Source organism: Brevibacterium siliguriense, assembly GCF_900105315.1.
GTDB classification, from domain to species: Bacteria; Actinomycetota; Actinomycetes; order Actinomycetales; family Brevibacteriaceae; genus Brevibacterium; species Brevibacterium siliguriense.
In genome coordinates, this window is sequence record NZ_LT629766.1 from 3,789,630 (window position 1) to 3,805,287 (window position 15,658).

Annotated in this window: 15 protein-coding genes; 4 read left to right on the forward strand and 11 right to left on the reverse strand. The window is 66.5% G+C overall.

Features of this window, described 5'->3' with window-relative positions:
* Nucleotides 1-6: 6 nt before the first annotated feature.
* Nucleotides 7-969 carry an EamA family transporter gene (locus BLU88_RS17040; RefSeq protein ID WP_092016620.1) on the reverse strand — a complete coding sequence of 321 codons (963 nt, stop codon included), beginning with the start codon at nt 967-969 and terminating at the stop codon, nt 7-9.
* 72 nt (nt 970-1,041) lie between these two features.
* On the opposite strand from BLU88_RS17040, the gene BLU88_RS17045 reads away from it, so the two are divergent.
* On the forward strand, nt 1,042-1,947 hold the full coding sequence (locus tag BLU88_RS17045; RefSeq protein ID WP_231939482.1) for a LysR family transcriptional regulator: 906 nt from the start codon (nt 1,042-1,044) through the stop codon (nt 1,945-1,947).
* Here BLU88_RS17045 and BLU88_RS17050 read toward each other — a convergent pair.
* From BLU88_RS17050 to BLU88_RS17060, 3 genes are all read right to left on the reverse strand, one after another.
* Nucleotides 1,944-2,828 carry a hypothetical protein gene (locus BLU88_RS17050; protein ID WP_092016622.1) on the reverse strand — a complete coding sequence of 295 codons (885 nt, stop codon included), beginning with the start codon at nt 2,826-2,828 and terminating at the stop codon, nt 1,944-1,946. The two genes, BLU88_RS17045 and BLU88_RS17050, sit on opposite strands and share 4 nt — an antisense overlap.
* A complete protein-coding gene (locus tag BLU88_RS17055; RefSeq protein ID WP_092016624.1) occupies nt 2,825-3,349 on the reverse strand; it encodes a hypothetical protein in 525 nt (174 codons plus the stop codon). Before BLU88_RS17055 ends, BLU88_RS17050 begins: the two co-directional genes overlap by 4 nt.
* A 127-nt stretch (nt 3,350-3,476) precedes the next feature.
* A complete protein-coding gene (locus tag BLU88_RS17060; RefSeq protein ID WP_092016626.1) occupies nt 3,477-4,292 on the reverse strand; it encodes a hypothetical protein in 816 nt (271 codons plus the stop codon).
* 127 nt (nt 4,293-4,419) lie between these two features.
* Between BLU88_RS17060 and BLU88_RS17065 the strand changes: the two genes are divergently transcribed.
* Nucleotides 4,420-4,629 (forward strand): DUF3073 domain-containing protein, encoded by a 210-nt coding sequence (locus BLU88_RS17065; protein ID WP_039208206.1) that lies wholly within the window; start codon nt 4,420-4,422, stop codon nt 4,627-4,629.
* A gap of 299 nt (nt 4,630-4,928) precedes the next feature.
* Here BLU88_RS17065 and purM read toward each other — a convergent pair whose 3' ends face one another.
* From purM to BLU88_RS17080, 3 genes are read right to left on the reverse strand one after another with little or no spacing between them, the layout of a single operon-like run.
* Nucleotides 4,929-6,026, reverse strand: a complete 1,098-nt coding sequence (gene purM / locus BLU88_RS17070) for a phosphoribosylformylglycinamidine cyclo-ligase (protein WP_092016628.1) — start codon at nt 6,024-6,026, stop codon at nt 4,929-4,931.
* Between the two features lies 1 nt (nt 6,027).
* Nucleotides 6,028-7,509 carry an amidophosphoribosyltransferase gene (gene purF / locus BLU88_RS17075; RefSeq protein WP_092016630.1) on the reverse strand — a complete coding sequence of 494 codons (1,482 nt, stop codon included), beginning with the start codon at nt 7,507-7,509 and terminating at the stop codon, nt 6,028-6,030.
* 44 nt (nt 7,510-7,553) lie between these two features.
* On the reverse strand, nt 7,554-8,051 hold the full coding sequence (locus BLU88_RS17080; RefSeq protein WP_092016631.1) for a hypothetical protein: 498 nt from the start codon (nt 8,049-8,051) through the stop codon (nt 7,554-7,556).
* A gap of 192 nt (nt 8,052-8,243) precedes the next feature.
* Between BLU88_RS17080 and BLU88_RS17085 the strand changes: the two genes are divergently transcribed.
* The gene (locus BLU88_RS17085; RefSeq protein ID WP_092016633.1) at nt 8,244-9,221 is read left to right on the forward strand and encodes a universal stress protein; all 978 of its coding nucleotides are present in this window, start codon (nt 8,244-8,246) and stop codon (nt 9,219-9,221) included.
* Nucleotides 9,222-9,232: 11 nt separating this feature from the next.
* Here the strand turns inward: BLU88_RS17085 and BLU88_RS17090 are convergent, their stop codons facing one another.
* The 4 genes from BLU88_RS17090 to BLU88_RS17105 all read right to left on the reverse strand — a co-directional run bounded on the left by BLU88_RS17090 (nt 9,233) and on the right by BLU88_RS17105 (nt 13,161).
* The gene (locus tag BLU88_RS17090) at nt 9,233-10,129 is read right to left on the reverse strand and encodes an EamA family transporter (RefSeq protein WP_092016635.1); all 897 of its coding nucleotides are present in this window, start codon (nt 10,127-10,129) and stop codon (nt 9,233-9,235) included.
* A 67-nt stretch (nt 10,130-10,196) separates the two neighbouring features.
* Nucleotides 10,197-11,639 carry an aldehyde dehydrogenase family protein gene (locus BLU88_RS17095; protein ID WP_092016636.1) on the reverse strand — a complete coding sequence of 481 codons (1,443 nt, stop codon included), beginning with the start codon at nt 11,637-11,639 and terminating at the stop codon, nt 10,197-10,199.
* The gene (locus tag BLU88_RS17100; RefSeq protein WP_092016638.1) at nt 11,636-12,037 is read right to left on the reverse strand and encodes a sterol carrier family protein; all 402 of its coding nucleotides are present in this window, start codon (nt 12,035-12,037) and stop codon (nt 11,636-11,638) included. Before BLU88_RS17100 ends, BLU88_RS17095 begins: the two co-directional genes overlap by 4 nt.
* Complete coding sequence (locus tag BLU88_RS17105; protein WP_092016640.1) at nt 12,037-13,161, reverse strand: asparaginase; 1,125 nt, start codon at nt 13,159-13,161, stop codon at nt 12,037-12,039. Before BLU88_RS17105 ends, BLU88_RS17100 begins: the two co-directional genes overlap by 1 nt.
* Nucleotides 13,162-13,194: 33 nt before the next feature.
* Here BLU88_RS17105 and purD point away from each other — a divergent pair, with 33 nt between their 5' ends.
* Complete coding sequence (purD, locus tag BLU88_RS17110) at nt 13,195-15,435, forward strand: phosphoribosylamine--glycine ligase (RefSeq protein WP_092016641.1); 2,241 nt, start codon at nt 13,195-13,197, stop codon at nt 15,433-15,435.
* Nucleotides 15,436-15,658: the final 223 nt, after the last annotated feature.

Consider the following 15,658-nt stretch of genomic DNA (forward strand, 5'->3'; position numbering starts at 1 on the left):
CGTCTGTCAACTGGCCCTGATGGAACCGCCTGCGTCGGAATCCTCCGCTTGTGCGCTCACGGGCACGGCCACCTCGGCGGCGGCGAGGATCCGTGCCCCCTTCGCGGCTTTGAGACCCGCGCCGAGGACCCCGATGATGACAAGGACGGCCCCGCACAGCTCGCCGACGGTGACCCGCTCGCCGAGGAAGACGAACGCCGCGCTCATTCCGACGACGGGCACGAGCATCGAGAAGGGGGCGACGATTCCGGCGGGGTTGCGCGACATCAGCCACGACCACACGCCCGACCCGATGATCGTCGCGACGACCACTGTATAGATCAGCCCCGCGATCGCGAGCAGCCCTGTCGGTGTGGTCAGTCCCGAAATCGATGCGCCGACCTTCTCAGGTCCTTCGACCGCAAGGGAGAGGGCGAGCATCGGCACGGGCGGGACGAGCGACATCCACATCGTCAGCTTGATCGGCTCGGTGGTGTGGGCCTGCCGGTTGCAGATATTGCCGATCGCCCAGCCGAAAGCCCCGGCGAGGGTGAGGAGGAAGGGCAGGAAGCTCGCGTTCGAGTCGAAGCGCTGCCATCCGACGACGGCGAGTCCTGCCATCGCGACGAGCAGAAAGGCCATCTGCGAACCGCGGACCCTCTCGCGCAGGAACGTCATGCCCAGCAGCACTGTAAAAGGCCCGGAGGCTTGGAGGACGAGGGACGCGAGTCCCGCAGGCATGCCGGCGGCCATCGCCCAGTAGAGGAAAAGGAACTGCAGCAGTCCGAAGCCGAGTCCGTAGCCGATGATCCACCGCGCTTTGACGTCGGGCTTCGGGACGAAGAGCAGCGCGGGAACCGCAAGCAGGGCGAAGCGCAGAGCCACGAGGAAGAAGGGCGGGAACTGGGCCAGGGAGAAATCGATGGCGAGGAAATTCAGTCCCCACATCACCGCCACCGAGGCGGCGAGCAGACAGTGCTTGAACGACATGGCCCCATTCTCAACCGCAACAACAGTGAAGCACAATCGCAGAGTGCTTCACCAATTATGTAGCATGACTTCATGGTCATCGATCCGAAACATCTCGAGCTGCTGCGCCTGTTCGACGAATACGGCAGCGTCACCGCCGTCGCCGATGTCACCCATCGCTCCCCGTCGGCCGTCTCTCAGCAGCTGAGGCAGGCCGGCAGCGAGATCGGCCATGCTCTCGTCGAACCCGCCGGTCGCGGACTCACGCTCACGGCTGCGGGACGACTGCTCGCCCACGGTGGTCGGGACGTGGCCCGCACGCTCGCCCGGGTGCAGGCCCAATGGGAGGGCCACCTCGGCGAAGCTGTCGGAGAGATCACCCTGGCCGGGCTGCCAAGCGCGCTCACCCACCTCCTCCCCGATGCGCTGCGCAGGCTGCGGGAGGACCACCCGCACATCGATCTGCGCATGGACGATGTCGACCTCGCCGAGCACGAATTCGCGGGGCTGACCCGAGATGTCGATATCGTCGTCGCACACAGCCTCGTCGCCGAACGCCCCCTGGGCACCGACGGACTCACCGTCGTCCCGCTCGCCCGCGAACCCATCGACGTGGCCCTCGCCATCGGCCATCGGCTTGCCGATCGCGCCGAACTGACCCCGGACGATGTCGTCGATTGTCGCTGGGTGGGAGTGCCCCGCGGATACCCCTTCGACACGATCCTCACCTCGATCGAGCATCTCACCGGTCGCGACCTCGACGTCGTCCAACGCATCCGAGACAACCGGCTCATCGAAGCGATCGTCGCCTCCTCGGACCAGGTCGCGCTCCTTCCCCGGTTCACGACGCCGCGCGATGCGGGACTGTCACTGGTGCCGCTGACGGGGGTGACGACGACACGCTGGATCGTGGCGGTGATGCGTCCGGACACGGCCGAACGTGTCGCGGTGCGCGCTGTGATCAGCGCGCTCAGCCGGGTCGACGCCGCCGCAGATTAGGCGGTGCCCGTGCTGGTGAAGCGCTTGGGCACGAGCTTCTCCAGGGGCAGGAACGCCGCCCAGCAGATGACGGTCGGCAGGAAGTGGATGCCCAGCGCGAGATACGTCATGAGGTGGAAGAGGAAGAAGAAGGCGACAGCCCCGTACAGCCACTTGTCCTTGAGGAACAGGACGACGGGTGAGAGGAACTCGAAGACGAGTGTCGCCCACTGTGCGGCGATGAGGAGGCCGGGCATCTCGAGGAACGGCTTCGACCATTCGGCGCCGCGGCGCATGAGCGCCCAGATGATGACCGCACCGTTCGCCCAGTGGGTGATGTTGCCCGAGGCGATCCACTTCATCACCACCGAGTAGAAGTAGGTGAGGACGACCGCGATCTGCACGATGCGCAGCGCCCATCCCGCCTTCGCCGAGGCGGTGCCGACGTCACGGAAGCGTGCAGCTCCGATCGTGGGCAGGACGAAGGCGGCGATGACGAGTGCCATGTGATCGTGTGCCACATACCCGTAGCCCTGTGTGTAGAACATCCACGCCCCGAAGCTGATCGCCACGGCCCACCCGCTGAGGCGCTGGAGGATCCCCGCGGCGGCGAGGAGGGAGAAGACAATGATGAGGGTGAGCAGGATCTGCGCGCCGAGGACGCTGACGGCGGGGATGTGGAGGAACCTCGCCAACCACAGCGGCTGATAGAACTCGGGAGTCCAACCGTGGGCGATCACGTCGCCGGAGATCGTGAGCACATCGATGATGATGAAGACGTAGATGAACATGCGGAACACGGCCACCCGGGCCAAGGGCACGGCGGGCATGAACCAGCGGAGGAACGGATTCGTGGGGGCCGCCTCGTTGCGGGTGTTGGCCAAAGTCGGGGTGCCGCTCATCGGACCTCCCACTTCGCCAGCGTCGCCTGCTCGGGTTCGCCGACGGCCAGGCCGTCCTTCAGTTGGGTGGTGGTGCGGCAGAGGATCATGGTTTCGGGTTTCGGTTCGCCCGGATGCAGCCGGATGTACGAGTCGGCCATCGACTGCAGGAGTTCGGGGTGGGCGATGACTCGGTCGAGTTGGGATTCGACGTCACCGCGCTCGATGCCGACGGTCGCTGTGTTGAAGCCGAGGCGGCGCGGTTCGTCCTCTCCGGGGAACTGAGCTTCGATGCACGTGGAGCCCACGGTGCCGTTGAGGTCTTTGGCGGTCGCGTACTGGGTGAGCGATCCGAGCGGGAAGAAGTCATTTGTGTTGAGGAACTGTCCGCAGGTGAGAATGACGAAGGCGATGGCGGGAACGACGATGCGCCAGCCGATGGAGATCTTCGACAGCGGCTTCACTCGGGCCGCGGGATTCGAATCGCACACTCCGGCGGCGGGATCCTGGCTCGTCAGGAGACGGCGCTTCTTCTCTTCCATACGCTTACGGGACTCGTCCTCTCGGGTGCGGCTCGTTCGAAGACAATCCTATCCGTCCAGCACTACCTGACGGCGGCCCAGCAACCTCGCGCGAGGTTGCTGGGCCGCCGTCAGGTAGCAATTGGGGTCAGGAGCTGCGGGCGTAGAGGTTGAGTTGCTCCCACCCGGCCGCATACTTCTGGAAGGCAGCGACCGCAGACTCGGAATCGTTGTTGCTCAGCGCCGTGACCCACGAGTCGACGAGTTCCGCAGCCTCGCTCGGCCACAGCACATCGGACATACCGCCGAGGTCGAGCTCGAGGATCGAGTTCATGTCGAAGGTGTCGATCCACTCGGCCAGAACCGAGGTCTGTTCGACCATATCGACGACCTTCGAGGTGTCCGCGATCGTCTCCGAGGCCCATTCCATGCGCGCCGAGGCGGCCAGGATGTCCGTGCGGATGAGCACCCGCAGCCCCTCGTCGGTCTCCTCGGTGATGATCTGGTCCTCGGTCAGGGAGAAGAACAGCCACCACGACGGCGGTACGTCCCAGGCCGAGACCCGGGTGAAGATGCGTGTGTCCTTGGCGTCCTGCAGCCATTCCGCGCGCCGGCTGGCGGCACGTCGGCGAGCGGACTTCGGAGCGACGATGTCCAGGGTCGCCTTCGAGGTGTGTTCGGTCAGCGATTCGAGAGCCTCCCACCCCCGGATGTCCTCCTGAGCAGGGCAGAAACGGTCCACTCCGTCCGAGGTCTGAGACGCCGGGAGGAAGATCGGAGTGCGCCTGAAGGAGTCGGCCACGGGCGAAGGAGGCAGTGAGATCAAGCGCTTGTCGGCGTCGTGGGAGATCTGCTCCTCGATGCGTGCCCGGTTGTCCTCCACCTTCCTGTCTTGCAATTCGGAATGCACCACGAGGGGCTCGAAGATCCGCAGGGTAACGACATAATCGCGACGGTAGGCCATGGGTTCAGCCTATCCAAGGTCCACTCACAAAATGGAACTTCCCAGTATGAACAGGTAGGATTTAAGCGCATAGCAGAGATCTAGTCCGGGGCGGTTCGCCCCATAGACGACGGAGGGGGTCACGCCAGTGGGTCGCGGCCGCGCAAAGGCAAAGCAGATCAAGGTAGCTCGGAAGCTGAAGTACTACAGCCCGGATACCGACCTTAATAGACTCCAGCAGGAGCTGGGCGCCGACGCGCACAAGTCTGGTCCGTCCGATCCGTACGACGATGAACCCGACTACTCGGCGTACGCCGACAAGTACAACGTCGACGATGACGACGAGTACGAGAACTGAGCTCAGATGAGTCCAGCCGCAGACGGCTGATCTGATGACCAGAGGGCGGGGACTTCGGTCCCCGCCCTCTGTCGTGCGCGCATGTGGTTTTGACCCGATGTCGTGTGGACGTGCGGTCTCTCGCGCCCGGGTATCCCCTCGCCGAGGCGGCCGTGCACTCACGCACCTCCCACCGTTGCGCTCTTTTCCTCCTGTTCGGTGGACATCACCCGCAGTAAGCAGCACACCCCCGTGCAGGAGCACGAGGGCATGAGAGTACGGGTGAAGGAAACCCCGCTGAGCGTCGAGGCGCGCAGACGCTACTGCAGGATCGCGGCGCCGCCGTCGACGCCCTTGGCACCCTGCACATAGTAGGGATCGGTGGCCAAAGAACCGTCATCGGCGGCGACCTCGCCGAGCACCCAGGCTCCGGGGCTTGCGGCAAGCACACCGTCGACCGCGTCCCGGTCGACGACGAGGACCATGCCGACGCCGAGGTTCCAGGTGCGTTCCCGGTCGTCCTGCGGCACTCCGCCGAGATCGCCGAGCACGGAGAACACCGCCGGGATCTCCCACGAGGCCCGCGACATCGTCCCGACCAATCCCTGCGGAAGCACACGCGCCACATTCGCCGACAGCCCGCCGCCGGTGACGTGCGAGACCGAATGCACGGCATCGGGCAGAGCATCGAAGAGAGCGGCGAGCTCACCGGTGTAGACATGGGTGGGAACGAGCAGCTCCTCGCCGAGGGTGCGGCCGAATTCCTCGACCTGCTGGTCCAGGCCCCACCCCGCTTCGGTGATGATGTGGCGGACCAGGGAGTAGCCGTTGGAGTGGATGCCCGAGGACGGCAGACCGATGAGCACGTCGCCGGCACGGACCTTGTCGGGCCCGAGCAGCTTCGAAGCCTCGACGACACCGGTGGCGGCACCGGCGACATCGTACTCGTCGACACCGAGCAGACCCGGGTGTTCGGCGGTCTCCCCTCCGACCAGTGCGACACCGGCTGAAGCACAGGCATCGGCGATTCCGCGGACGATATCGGCGATGCGTTCGGCCACGACCTTGCCGCAGGCGATGTAGTCGGTCATGAACAGGGGGCGGGCACCGCAGACGATGATGTCGTCGACGACCATACCGACGAGGTCGAAGCCGATAGTATCGTGCTTGTCCATGGCCTGAGCGATGGCGACCTTCGTGCCCACTCCGTCGGTCGACGAGGCGAGCAGCGGACGCTCGAAGTCCTTGAGCACGGAGACGTCGAAGAGTCCGGCGAATCCGCCCATCCCACCGACGACCGAGGAGTTGTGGGTGGCCGAGACGGCAGCCTTCATGAGTTCGACGGCGCGGTCTCCGGCCTCGACGTCGACGCCGGCGGCGGCATAGGTGGTGGACTTCGGGTTCGCTTCGGAACTCAACTCAGCATCCTTTGTCGGCGGGGGTGTTGTTGACGGGAATCGGGTACTCGCCCGAGAAGCAGGCGGTGCACAGCTGACTGCGCTCCTGCTCGGTGGCGGCGATCATGCCGTCCAGAGAGATATAGCCCAGGGAGTCCGCGCCGAGGTTCTCGCAGATCTCGTTCGTGGTCAGTCCGTTGGCGATGAGCTCGGCACGGGTGGCGAAGTCGATGCCATAGAAGCACGGCCACTTCACCGGTGGGGAGGAGATGCGCACATGCACCTCGGCCGCTCCGGCCTCCCGCAGCATCCGGATCAGCGCCCGTTGAGTGTTTCCGCGCACAATCGAATCGTCGACGACGACGAGGCGCCGGCCTTCGATGTTCTCCCGGATCGGGTTGAGCTTGAGGCGGATGCCCAGCTGCCGCAGGGTCTGCGAAGGCTGGATGAACGTGCGTCCGACATAGGCGTTCTTCATCAGCCCCTGACCGAACGGGATGCCCGAGGCCTCGGCATAGCCGACGGCCGCCGGGGTTCCGGATTCTGGGGTGGCGATGACGAGGTCGGCGTCGACCGGGTACTCTTCGGCCAGCTGCCTGCCCATCTGGGTGCGCGCGGCGTGGACGTTCTTGCCGTTGAGCTTGCTGTCGGGACGCGCGAGGTAGACGTATTCGAAGACGCAGCGGGCCTGATTCGGTTCGGCGAAGCGGTGCGAACGCAGACCGTCCTCGTCGATGGCGATGAGTTCGCCGGGTTCGATGTCGCGGACGAATTTCGCGCCGACGATATCGAGTGCGGCGGTCTCGGAGGCCACGACCCAGCCGTTCTCCAAGCGTCCCAGCGACAGGGGTCGGACCCCGTGACGGTCACGGGCAGCGTAGAGGGTGTGCTCGTCCATATAGACCAGCGAGAACGCACCTTCGACATGGGGCAGCAGGCTCAGGGCCGCCTCGGTGAGGCTCTCTCCCTCCTCGGTCGCGAAGAGCTCGGTGACCAGGGAGGTGTCGTTCGAAGAATCGCGGAAGGGGCGGGTGCGGGCCGACTTCTTCGTGGCCTCCTCGACGACCTTCGTTGCGTGGTCGCGGCGGGAATCGGCCATGGCTTCGAGGGCGTCGAAGTTCGTCAGATTGCCGTTGTGAGCCAGCGCCACGGTTCCGAACGGGGTCGGGCCCAAGGTGGGCTGAGCGTTTTCGAACGACGGCGATCCGGTCGTCGAATACCGGGTGTGCCCGACGGCGATATGGCCCTGCAGTAGCTCAAGATCGCGTTCATGGAACACCTGCGAGACCAGGCCCATGTCGCGGTAGATGAGGATCTGCTTGCCATTGCTGGCAGCGATCCCCGCGGACTCCTGTCCGCGGTGCTGCAGGGCGTAGAGCCCGAAATAGGTGAGTTTGGCGGTTTCCTCGCCGGGGGCCCAGACTCCGAACACACCGCATTCGTCCTGCGGTCCGCGGTCCTGGGGGTCGATTTCGTGCGTCAGCTGCCCGTCTCCTCTTGCCACGAGTGTAATTGTCTCATACCCGTGCAGGCGGTCTGACCCGGTGCTCAGACTGTGGAACCGGGGGCCGAATCCCTGCCGGTTCCCGCATCGCCCGCATCGTCGACTGCGGGTTCCGGTTCGTCGACTGCGGGTGCGGACTCATCGATCTCGGGGATCGCATCCTGACCCGCCGAGGCGGCCCCGTCTTCGGTCTCGCCTGCATCCGGGTCCTCCCCGCGGGACTCGGCGATGCGACGGCGTGCGATCTCCTTCGGATCGTCGACCATGTCGATCTGCGCGTCGACTCGGTATTCCTTCGACGTCTTCCGTCCCCTCCAGTCGAGGATGAGAGCAATGAGTCCGCCGAGGAACAGTCCCCCGATACCGAGGACGAGCAGCATCAGGCCCATCCCCTTGGCCACCGTGTAGCCCATCGGCATATCGGCCGGGTCGACGAAGACCGCGAGGACTCCAGCGAGCACGATGCCGAGCACCGCGCCGATGCCCATGAACACTGAGTACTTGGGGCTGCGACGGACGGAGACGTCGATCTGGTCCTTCATGATCTCCTTGGACACGTGGCCCGATCAGGCCGATGGATCGCCGGGAATGCCCCCGGAACAATAGGTCGCGAACAGTCTAGTCGAGTCAGCCTGAGGTTCCTCCCAGGCAGTCTCACGGCAGTTCCCATAAACTGGACACAACTAAACTGGACTCAACCAGATTGACGGTCACTGAAGACAGAGGTTTGCGATATGTCCCACACGATCATCGTCGGCATCGACGGTTCCGACAACGCCGAATGCGCCCTGCAGTGGGCGATCACTCACGCACAGAAGACATCCGCCGAGATCCGCATCGTCTCCGCCTACACCGTTCCGGGCGTCAACATGAGCCAAGCCGATATCGTCTTCCCCGCCGACTTCGACAGTGCCGTGAAGAAGACCGTCGAGGACATCGCCGAGGCAGCCGCCGCCACCGTCACCGAAGCCGCCGTTCCCGTGTCGACGACGATCGCTCCCGGTGACGCCTCCGGGGTGATGGTCGAACATTCGAAGAACGCCGCCCTCGCCGTCGTCGGAGCGCGCGGTCGCGGTGGGTTCACGGGCCGCCTCCTCGGGTCCGTGGCCCTGGCGATGCCCGCGCATTCGCAGTGCCCCACCGTCGTCGTTCCGAGCACATGGCCCACCCGGCTCATGCCGACGACGCCCCTGCCCGTCGACGTTCCCGTCCGCACGACAGATGGTCCCGTCGCCGAGGCGGACGGACGCACCCGCCCCGACTTCTCCGGGGAGGTCGTCGCCGCTGTCGATCCCTTCGAGACCGACACCCCGGTGCTGCGTGCCGCGGCCGCTCAGGCGGCGATCTACGGTGTTCCGCTGCGCCTCGTCGGGGTGACCGCCACGCACATCCTCTCGCCCGAGTGGATGCCCAGCGAGGAGCATCTCATCCGGATGTATGACGAAGCGGCGAGGGCCTTCACCGCAGCCGCCGATTCCCTGACGGGCGATTTCCCCGATCTCGAGGTACGGTTCTCGGTCTTCGACGCTCCCGCCACCGAGGTGCTCGTGTCCGCCACCTACACCGCCGACCTCATGGTCATCGGATCCCGTGGCCGCGGCGGGTTCGTCGCCACCGTTCTCGGGTCGACGTCACAGGGCGTGCTCTCGCATGCCGTGTGCCCGGTGCGGGTGGTGCGGGTCAACCGCCGTCAACCCGGTCGCCGCCGCTGAGTCGCGCCCACTCACCCGAGCGCGATGAGTGCAATACCTAAGACCACGACGAGGGCACCGGCGAGTTTGAGCAGCACGTTCCTCTCTCCGAAGAACCACCACGCCAGCAGCGTGCCGACGATGATCGAGGTCTCCCGCACGGGAGCCACGAGCGCCACCGGTGCCTGCTGCATCGCATAGAGGACGAGCACATACGCCACGGGTGAGAGGATCGCCACGGTCACAAGTGCGCGCTTGTGGCTGCGGAGGATCTCACGGAAGTCCACGCGCTTCTCCCGGCCTCCGGGAAGCGCGAATACTCCCGCGGTCATGATCACCCCGACGCAGGCCTCGGAGACGGCGAAGTAGAGCAGCGGGGAGTCGCTGACATGGTTGACGGCGAAGTCGTCCCAAAGCGTGTAGCAGGCGATGAACGCCCCGATCAGCCCGCCCCAGGCGAGCCCTCGGCGCAGACCGTCAGCACTGGTGGGGCCGTCTCCGCCACCGCGGGGACGGATCGTGACGACAGCGATTCCAGCGATGACGGTGAAAGCTCCGACCGCCTCGGCGAGGGTGGGACGCTCACTGAGGAAGGCCACGGCGATGATGATCGTCACGACCGGCCCGGTGCCGCGTGCAGTCGGGTAGACGACGCCTAACGGGGCGTGGTCGTAGCCGGACTGCAGGGCCACGGAGTAGGCGATATGGAAGACCGCGCTCAGCGCTGCCGCCCCGACCAGTCTCCAGTGCAGCGACTGCGTGTCGGTGGCGATGATGACGACCGCGACCGGGGCGAGCAGGAGAGCGGAGAGTCCGTGGTAGGCAAGCACGAAGGCGTAGCCCTTGCCGGTGACGAACTTCGCGGCGAGGTTCCACACGGCGTGGGCGACGGAGGCGATGAGGACGAGCCCGAGCACAGGGAAGGTCATCGGCGCACCCTCGCCCCGCCCCGGCCCGTGATTCGGCCGCGTTCGGTCGGCACCGGCACCCGCACCGTCACAGCTTGATGGCGACGGTCTTCGTCTGCGTGTATTCGTCTAGGGCTTCGATGGACTTCTCGCGACCGTAGCCGGACTTCTTGAACCCGCCGAAGGGCAGTTCGACTCCCCCGCCGGCGCCGTAGGTGTTGACGAAGATCTGGCCGGCATCGACCTCGGCGGCCAACCGGTGGGCGCGGGAGATGTTCTGCGTCCACAGGGCCGAGACCAGACCGTAGTCGGTGCCGTTGGCCAGCGCCACGGCTTCGTCGTCGTCGGCGAACGGCAGGGTCACGACAACGGGACCGAATACCTCTTCCTGAGCGATCCGGGCCCGCGGGTCGACGGAGTCGACGATGGTGGGGGTGATGAACGCTCCGGCGGTGAGGTCGTCGGCCAGGCCGTCAGGCCTCGTGCCGCCGGTGACGATCTGCCCGGAGTCGACCTCGGAGAGGAATCCGGTGACCCGTTCATGCTGTTTGGCCGAGATGAGCGGCCCGAGCATCGGATCGTCGATGCCGTAGCCGATGGTCACCTCCGCCATGGCTGCGGCCATCTTCTCGACCACCTCGGCGTGGATGTCGCGATGGACGATGAGCCGGGAGCCGGCTGAGCAGGTCTGTCCGGCGTTCTGGATGATGGAGCGCACCAGCGACGGGACGGCCGCGTCGACATCGGCGTCGGGGAAGACGATGTTCGCGGACTTCCCGCCGAGTTCGAGTACCGTGGGCACGACCCGATCCGCGGCGGCATGAGCGATGGCCGAGCCGGTCTGCGTCGACCCGACGAAGCCCAGATGCGCCACCCCCGGGTGGGCGCTCAGCGCCGCTCCCGCCTCGGCGCCGAGACCGGTGACGACGTTGAATGCTCCGGCCGGGAAGCCGACGGAGTGGATGAGTTCGGCCAGTCGCACGGTTGACCGAGGCGTCTCGTCCGCGGGTTTGGCGACGGCGCAGTTGCCGGTGGCCAGCGAGGTGGCGGCGGCCCGGCCGATGAGCTGGAGCGGATAGTTCCAGGCCACGATGTGCCCGGTCACACCGAAGGGCTCCCGGCGCGTGTAGACGTGCATGTCCTCGGCCATCGGGATCGCGTGGCCGTAGTAGGACTCGATGGTGTGGCCGTAGAACTCGAAATAGCGGGCACACACGTCGACGTCGGCGTAGGCCTGCGTCAGCGGTTTGCCCGTGTCCTCGGATTCGATGCGCGCCATCTCGTCGCGGTTGGCGGTGATGACGGCGGCGGTGGCGATGAGCAGGCGGGAACGCTGTTCGGGGCTCGAGCGTTTCCATTCCTGCTGCGCTTTCGCGGCCGCCGCCACCGCCCGGTCGACCTCGTCGGCTCCGGCGCGGGCGATATCGCCGAGCTGGCCGCCGGTGGCCGGGTCGATATTGGCGTAGGTGAGCAGGGACGGGACATGCCGCCCGCTGATGAATGACGTCGTCTGCGTGATCTGTGCGCTCATGCTCGGGCCTCGAGTTCTGCAATGGTGAAGAGGGGCAGGAAATCGCCGAGGTCGGCTCGGGTCCCGGAGGCATCGATGTCTCCGGAGGCGAGCGCGGTGGCGAAGTCAGTGCGTCCGGTGACCAGATTCAGCCATACCTCGGCGGAGGTTTCGACGACGTTCGGCGGGGTGCCGCGGGTGTGCCGGGGTCCGGCGATGCACTGGGTGACGCCGAACGGTGGGACCCGGACTTCGACGCTGTTGCCTTCGGCTCGGGCGGCGAGCTCTTCGAGCGTGAAGCGCACGGCGGTGGCGACGGTCGACCGGTCGGCCGGGGCCGCGTCGAGCCTCGCCTGGGTCAGCCACATCTCGAGTGCGCTGAGCCCCTGATCGGGGTCGATCCTTCTGCGAATCGCCATCAGTCCCTCTTCCTCTCACTGATTGTGGCAATATCATCCCCGAGCTCCAGGCGTCCGACAACGCTCGTCCGCCCCTCGGAATCCGTGCCCCCGGTGACCGGGTCCGTGATCGCCGCGATCACGTCGTCCACTTTGGCCTTCCCCGGCGCCGAGGCGGCTCCTGACTCGGCCTCGAACGCTCCGGCCCACTGGAGCAGGCTGAGGGCGACGAGCCCGGTGGCCCGCGAGGAACCATCGAGGCATTTCACGGCGACGGCATACCCGGAGCGGGTGGCCATGACGATGACGCCCTCGGCCCCGCCCTTGGCGAAGACGCCGAGCTCATCGATGACGGTCGAGTTCGATCGGCCGTGGCCTTCGATGGTCCACGGGTCGGCGAAGACCGCCTCGGTGAGGGTGCGAGCCTCGTTCTCATAGACGGCCCATGCGCCTGCATGCTCATCGACGTCACCGGCACTGCTGCCCATCCGGATGACGCGACCGACGGCACGGGCTAGGCCCGTGAGGCTGAGCGCGAACACGGGAGCCCCGCAGCCGTCGATGCCGACCGCGGACGGCTCCTCCGAAGCGAAGGCGGCGACCACCTCGGCGACCTTCTGCTGCACGGGATGGTCCGGGGACAGATAGGTCGAGGTGTCGGCACCGATGGCGCGGGCGGCGGCGAGGAACGCCGCATGCTTGCCGGAGCAGTTGAAGTACAGGGGCGAGCGCGGGTCCGTGTTCTCATCTCCCCGAGCCCGGGCCGATTCCTGCAGCTGACGGCGGAAGGCTCCGTCTGCCGGATGGGCGGACGGGCACTGCAGATCGGACACGCTCAGCCCGGCAGTCTCCAGCATCGCGGACACGACAGCCACATGCCCGGCTTCGGACTTGTGAGAGGCCGCCGCCAGAGCCGCGGACTGCCCCTCGAGCTGCGCACCGAGGCTCATCGCCGCGATCGCCTGCAGCGGTTTGAGGCTCGACCGGGTGAACACGGGAGTCTCAGGGGCGCCGAGGCTGATCAGCGGTGATCCCTGCGGGTCGAGGACGACGGCGGACCCGATGTGCCGGGATTCGATGAAATCGCTGCGGCGGACGACGGCGAGCTCGGCGCCTTGGGCGGGGGTGAAAGTCGAGAAGGTCACGCACTCTAGCCTACGACCCTTTAGGCTGGTGGGGTGAAGGTTCTTGTCATCGGTTCGGGCGCCCGTGAACACGCCCTCGTCCTCGCTCTTTCGCGCGACCCGCAGGTCGACGCCGTCATCGCCGCTCCCGGCAACCCCGGTATCGCGCAGATCGCCCACACCGAGGCCGTCGACGCCTCGGACGCCGCTGCGGTGACCGCGCTGGCCGAGTCCCTCGACGTCGATCTCGTCGTCATCGGCCCCGAGGCCCCGCTGGTCGCCGGGGTGGCGGATGCTCTGCGCGAAGCCTCGTTCCCCGTCTTCGGCCCCAGCGCGGAAGCCGCCGTGCTCGAAGGCTCCAAGGCGTTCGCGAAGGAGGTCATGGAGTCCGCGAACGTGCCCACCTCGGCCGCCAGGGTCGCCCACTCCCCCGATGAGGCAGCTGCCGCGCTGCGCGAGTTCGGTGCCCCGCATGTGGTCAAGGCCGATGGTCTGGCCGCCGGGAAGGGAGTCGTCGTCACCGACGACTTCGATGCCGCGCTGACTCACGCGAGCTCCTGCCTCGAGGTCTCCGACCGGGTCGTCATCGAGGATTACCTCGACGGTCCCGAGGTCTCCCTGTTCGTCCTCTGCGACGGCAAGACCACCCTCCCTCTGGCCCCGGCTCAGGACTTCAAACGCATCGGCGACGGCGACACCGGCCCGAACACTGGCGGAATGGGTGCGTATTCGTCGCTGCCATGGCTGCCTGCGGGCACAGTCGAAGAGATCGTCGACACCGTCGCCCAACCCGTCGTCGATGAGATGGCCCGCCGTGGGACTCCGTTCACCGGCCTGCTGTACTGCGGACTGGCGCTGACGTCGAAAGGCCTGAGGGTCATCGAGTTCAACGTCCGCTTCGGCGATCCGGAGACGCAGTCCGTGCTGGCTCGCCTGAACAGTCCCCTGGGCCAGACGATGCTCGCCGCCGCCGAGGGCCGACTGAACGAGGTCGGTCCCCTCGAATGGGATCCGCGCTCCTCGGTGACCGTGGTCATGGCCGCGGAGAACTATCCGGGCACGCCGAGCACCGGGGACATCATCCGCGGACTCGACACTGCCGGAACTCTGCCGGACATCAGCATCCTTCACGCGGGCACGAAGCTCGCGACCGGCCACAGCGGCGGATTCGCCCCCGAGGACGCCGTGATCACGAAGGACATCGCCGAGACCGGTGACATCGTCACCTCCGGCGGCCGTGTGCTCTCCGTCGTCTCCCTCGGCGACGACCTCAACGATGCGCGGGCGAAGGCCTATGCCGCGGTCGAGAAGATCAAGTGGGACGGTGAGCAGCACCGCACCGATATCGCCGAGGCGGCCGCCGCCGGTCGTATCGAGCTCGCCTCCGGCTACGCCGCCCCCGCACCGCAGGCTCCGGTGCTTCCGGGCTGGAAGCATGTGTATTCGGGGAAGGTCCGCGACCTCTATATTCCTGCTGATGCCGCCGACGCCGTGAGCGCCGAGCAGCTTCTCATGGTCGCCTCTGACCGGATCTCGGCCTACGACTGGGTGCTCGATTCGGAGATCCCGGACAAGGGCAGGGTGCTCACGGGTCTGAGCCTCTGGTGGTTCGATCAGCTCGCCGATGTCATCGGCAACCATGTCATCAGCTCGGATGTGCCCGAGGCCGTAGCCGGTCGCGGACTCATCGTGAAGAACCTCTCGATGTTCCCTGTCGAGTGTGTGGCTCGCGGCTACCTCACCGGTTCGGGTATGTCCGACTACCGGGCGACCGGTTCCGTATGCGGAATCCAGCTGCCCGCCGGACTCGTCGAGGCCGATCGCCTCGAGCCTCCGATCTTCACCCCGGCGACGAAGGCCGAACTCGGCGAACACGATGAGAACGTCAGCTTCGACGCCGTCGCCGAGACCGTCGGGACCGAGACCGCGGAGAAGCTGCGCGACCTGACCGTGGAGATCTACCAGCGCGCCGAGCAGATCGCCAGGGAACGCGGGATCATCCTCGCCGACACGAAGTTCGAGTTCGGGACCCTGCCCGATGGCACGATCGTCCTCGGCGACGAAGTGCTCACCCCGGACTCCTCTCGCTTCTGGGACGCCGAGGGGTATGAGGCAGGCAAGGCTCAGTCGAGTTTCGACAAGCAGTTCGTCCGCGACTGGCTGACCGAGGAGTCCGGCTGGGACAAGGCATCGGACACTCCTCCCCCGGCACTGCCCGCCGAGGTCGTCGAGAAGACCCGCGCCCGCTATATCGAGGCATTTGAGAAGCTCACCCGGGAGACCTTCCCCGGCTGAGACTCTGCGCTCGGCGGGGCGCATCGCAGTAAAGCCGCGGGGCACCGACACACAGTCGGTGCCCCGCGGCTTCTTCGCGTCCAGCGCCTCACCGCCTCCGCACGCACTCTCCGGCTGACGCCCGCGTCCGCCAATGCCTCCCGTGCGAATATCGCAGAGTGAGACGCTGATTCAGCGCCATCGACAACTGACTCTGCAGTTTCCCTCTATAGATCCTCAAATG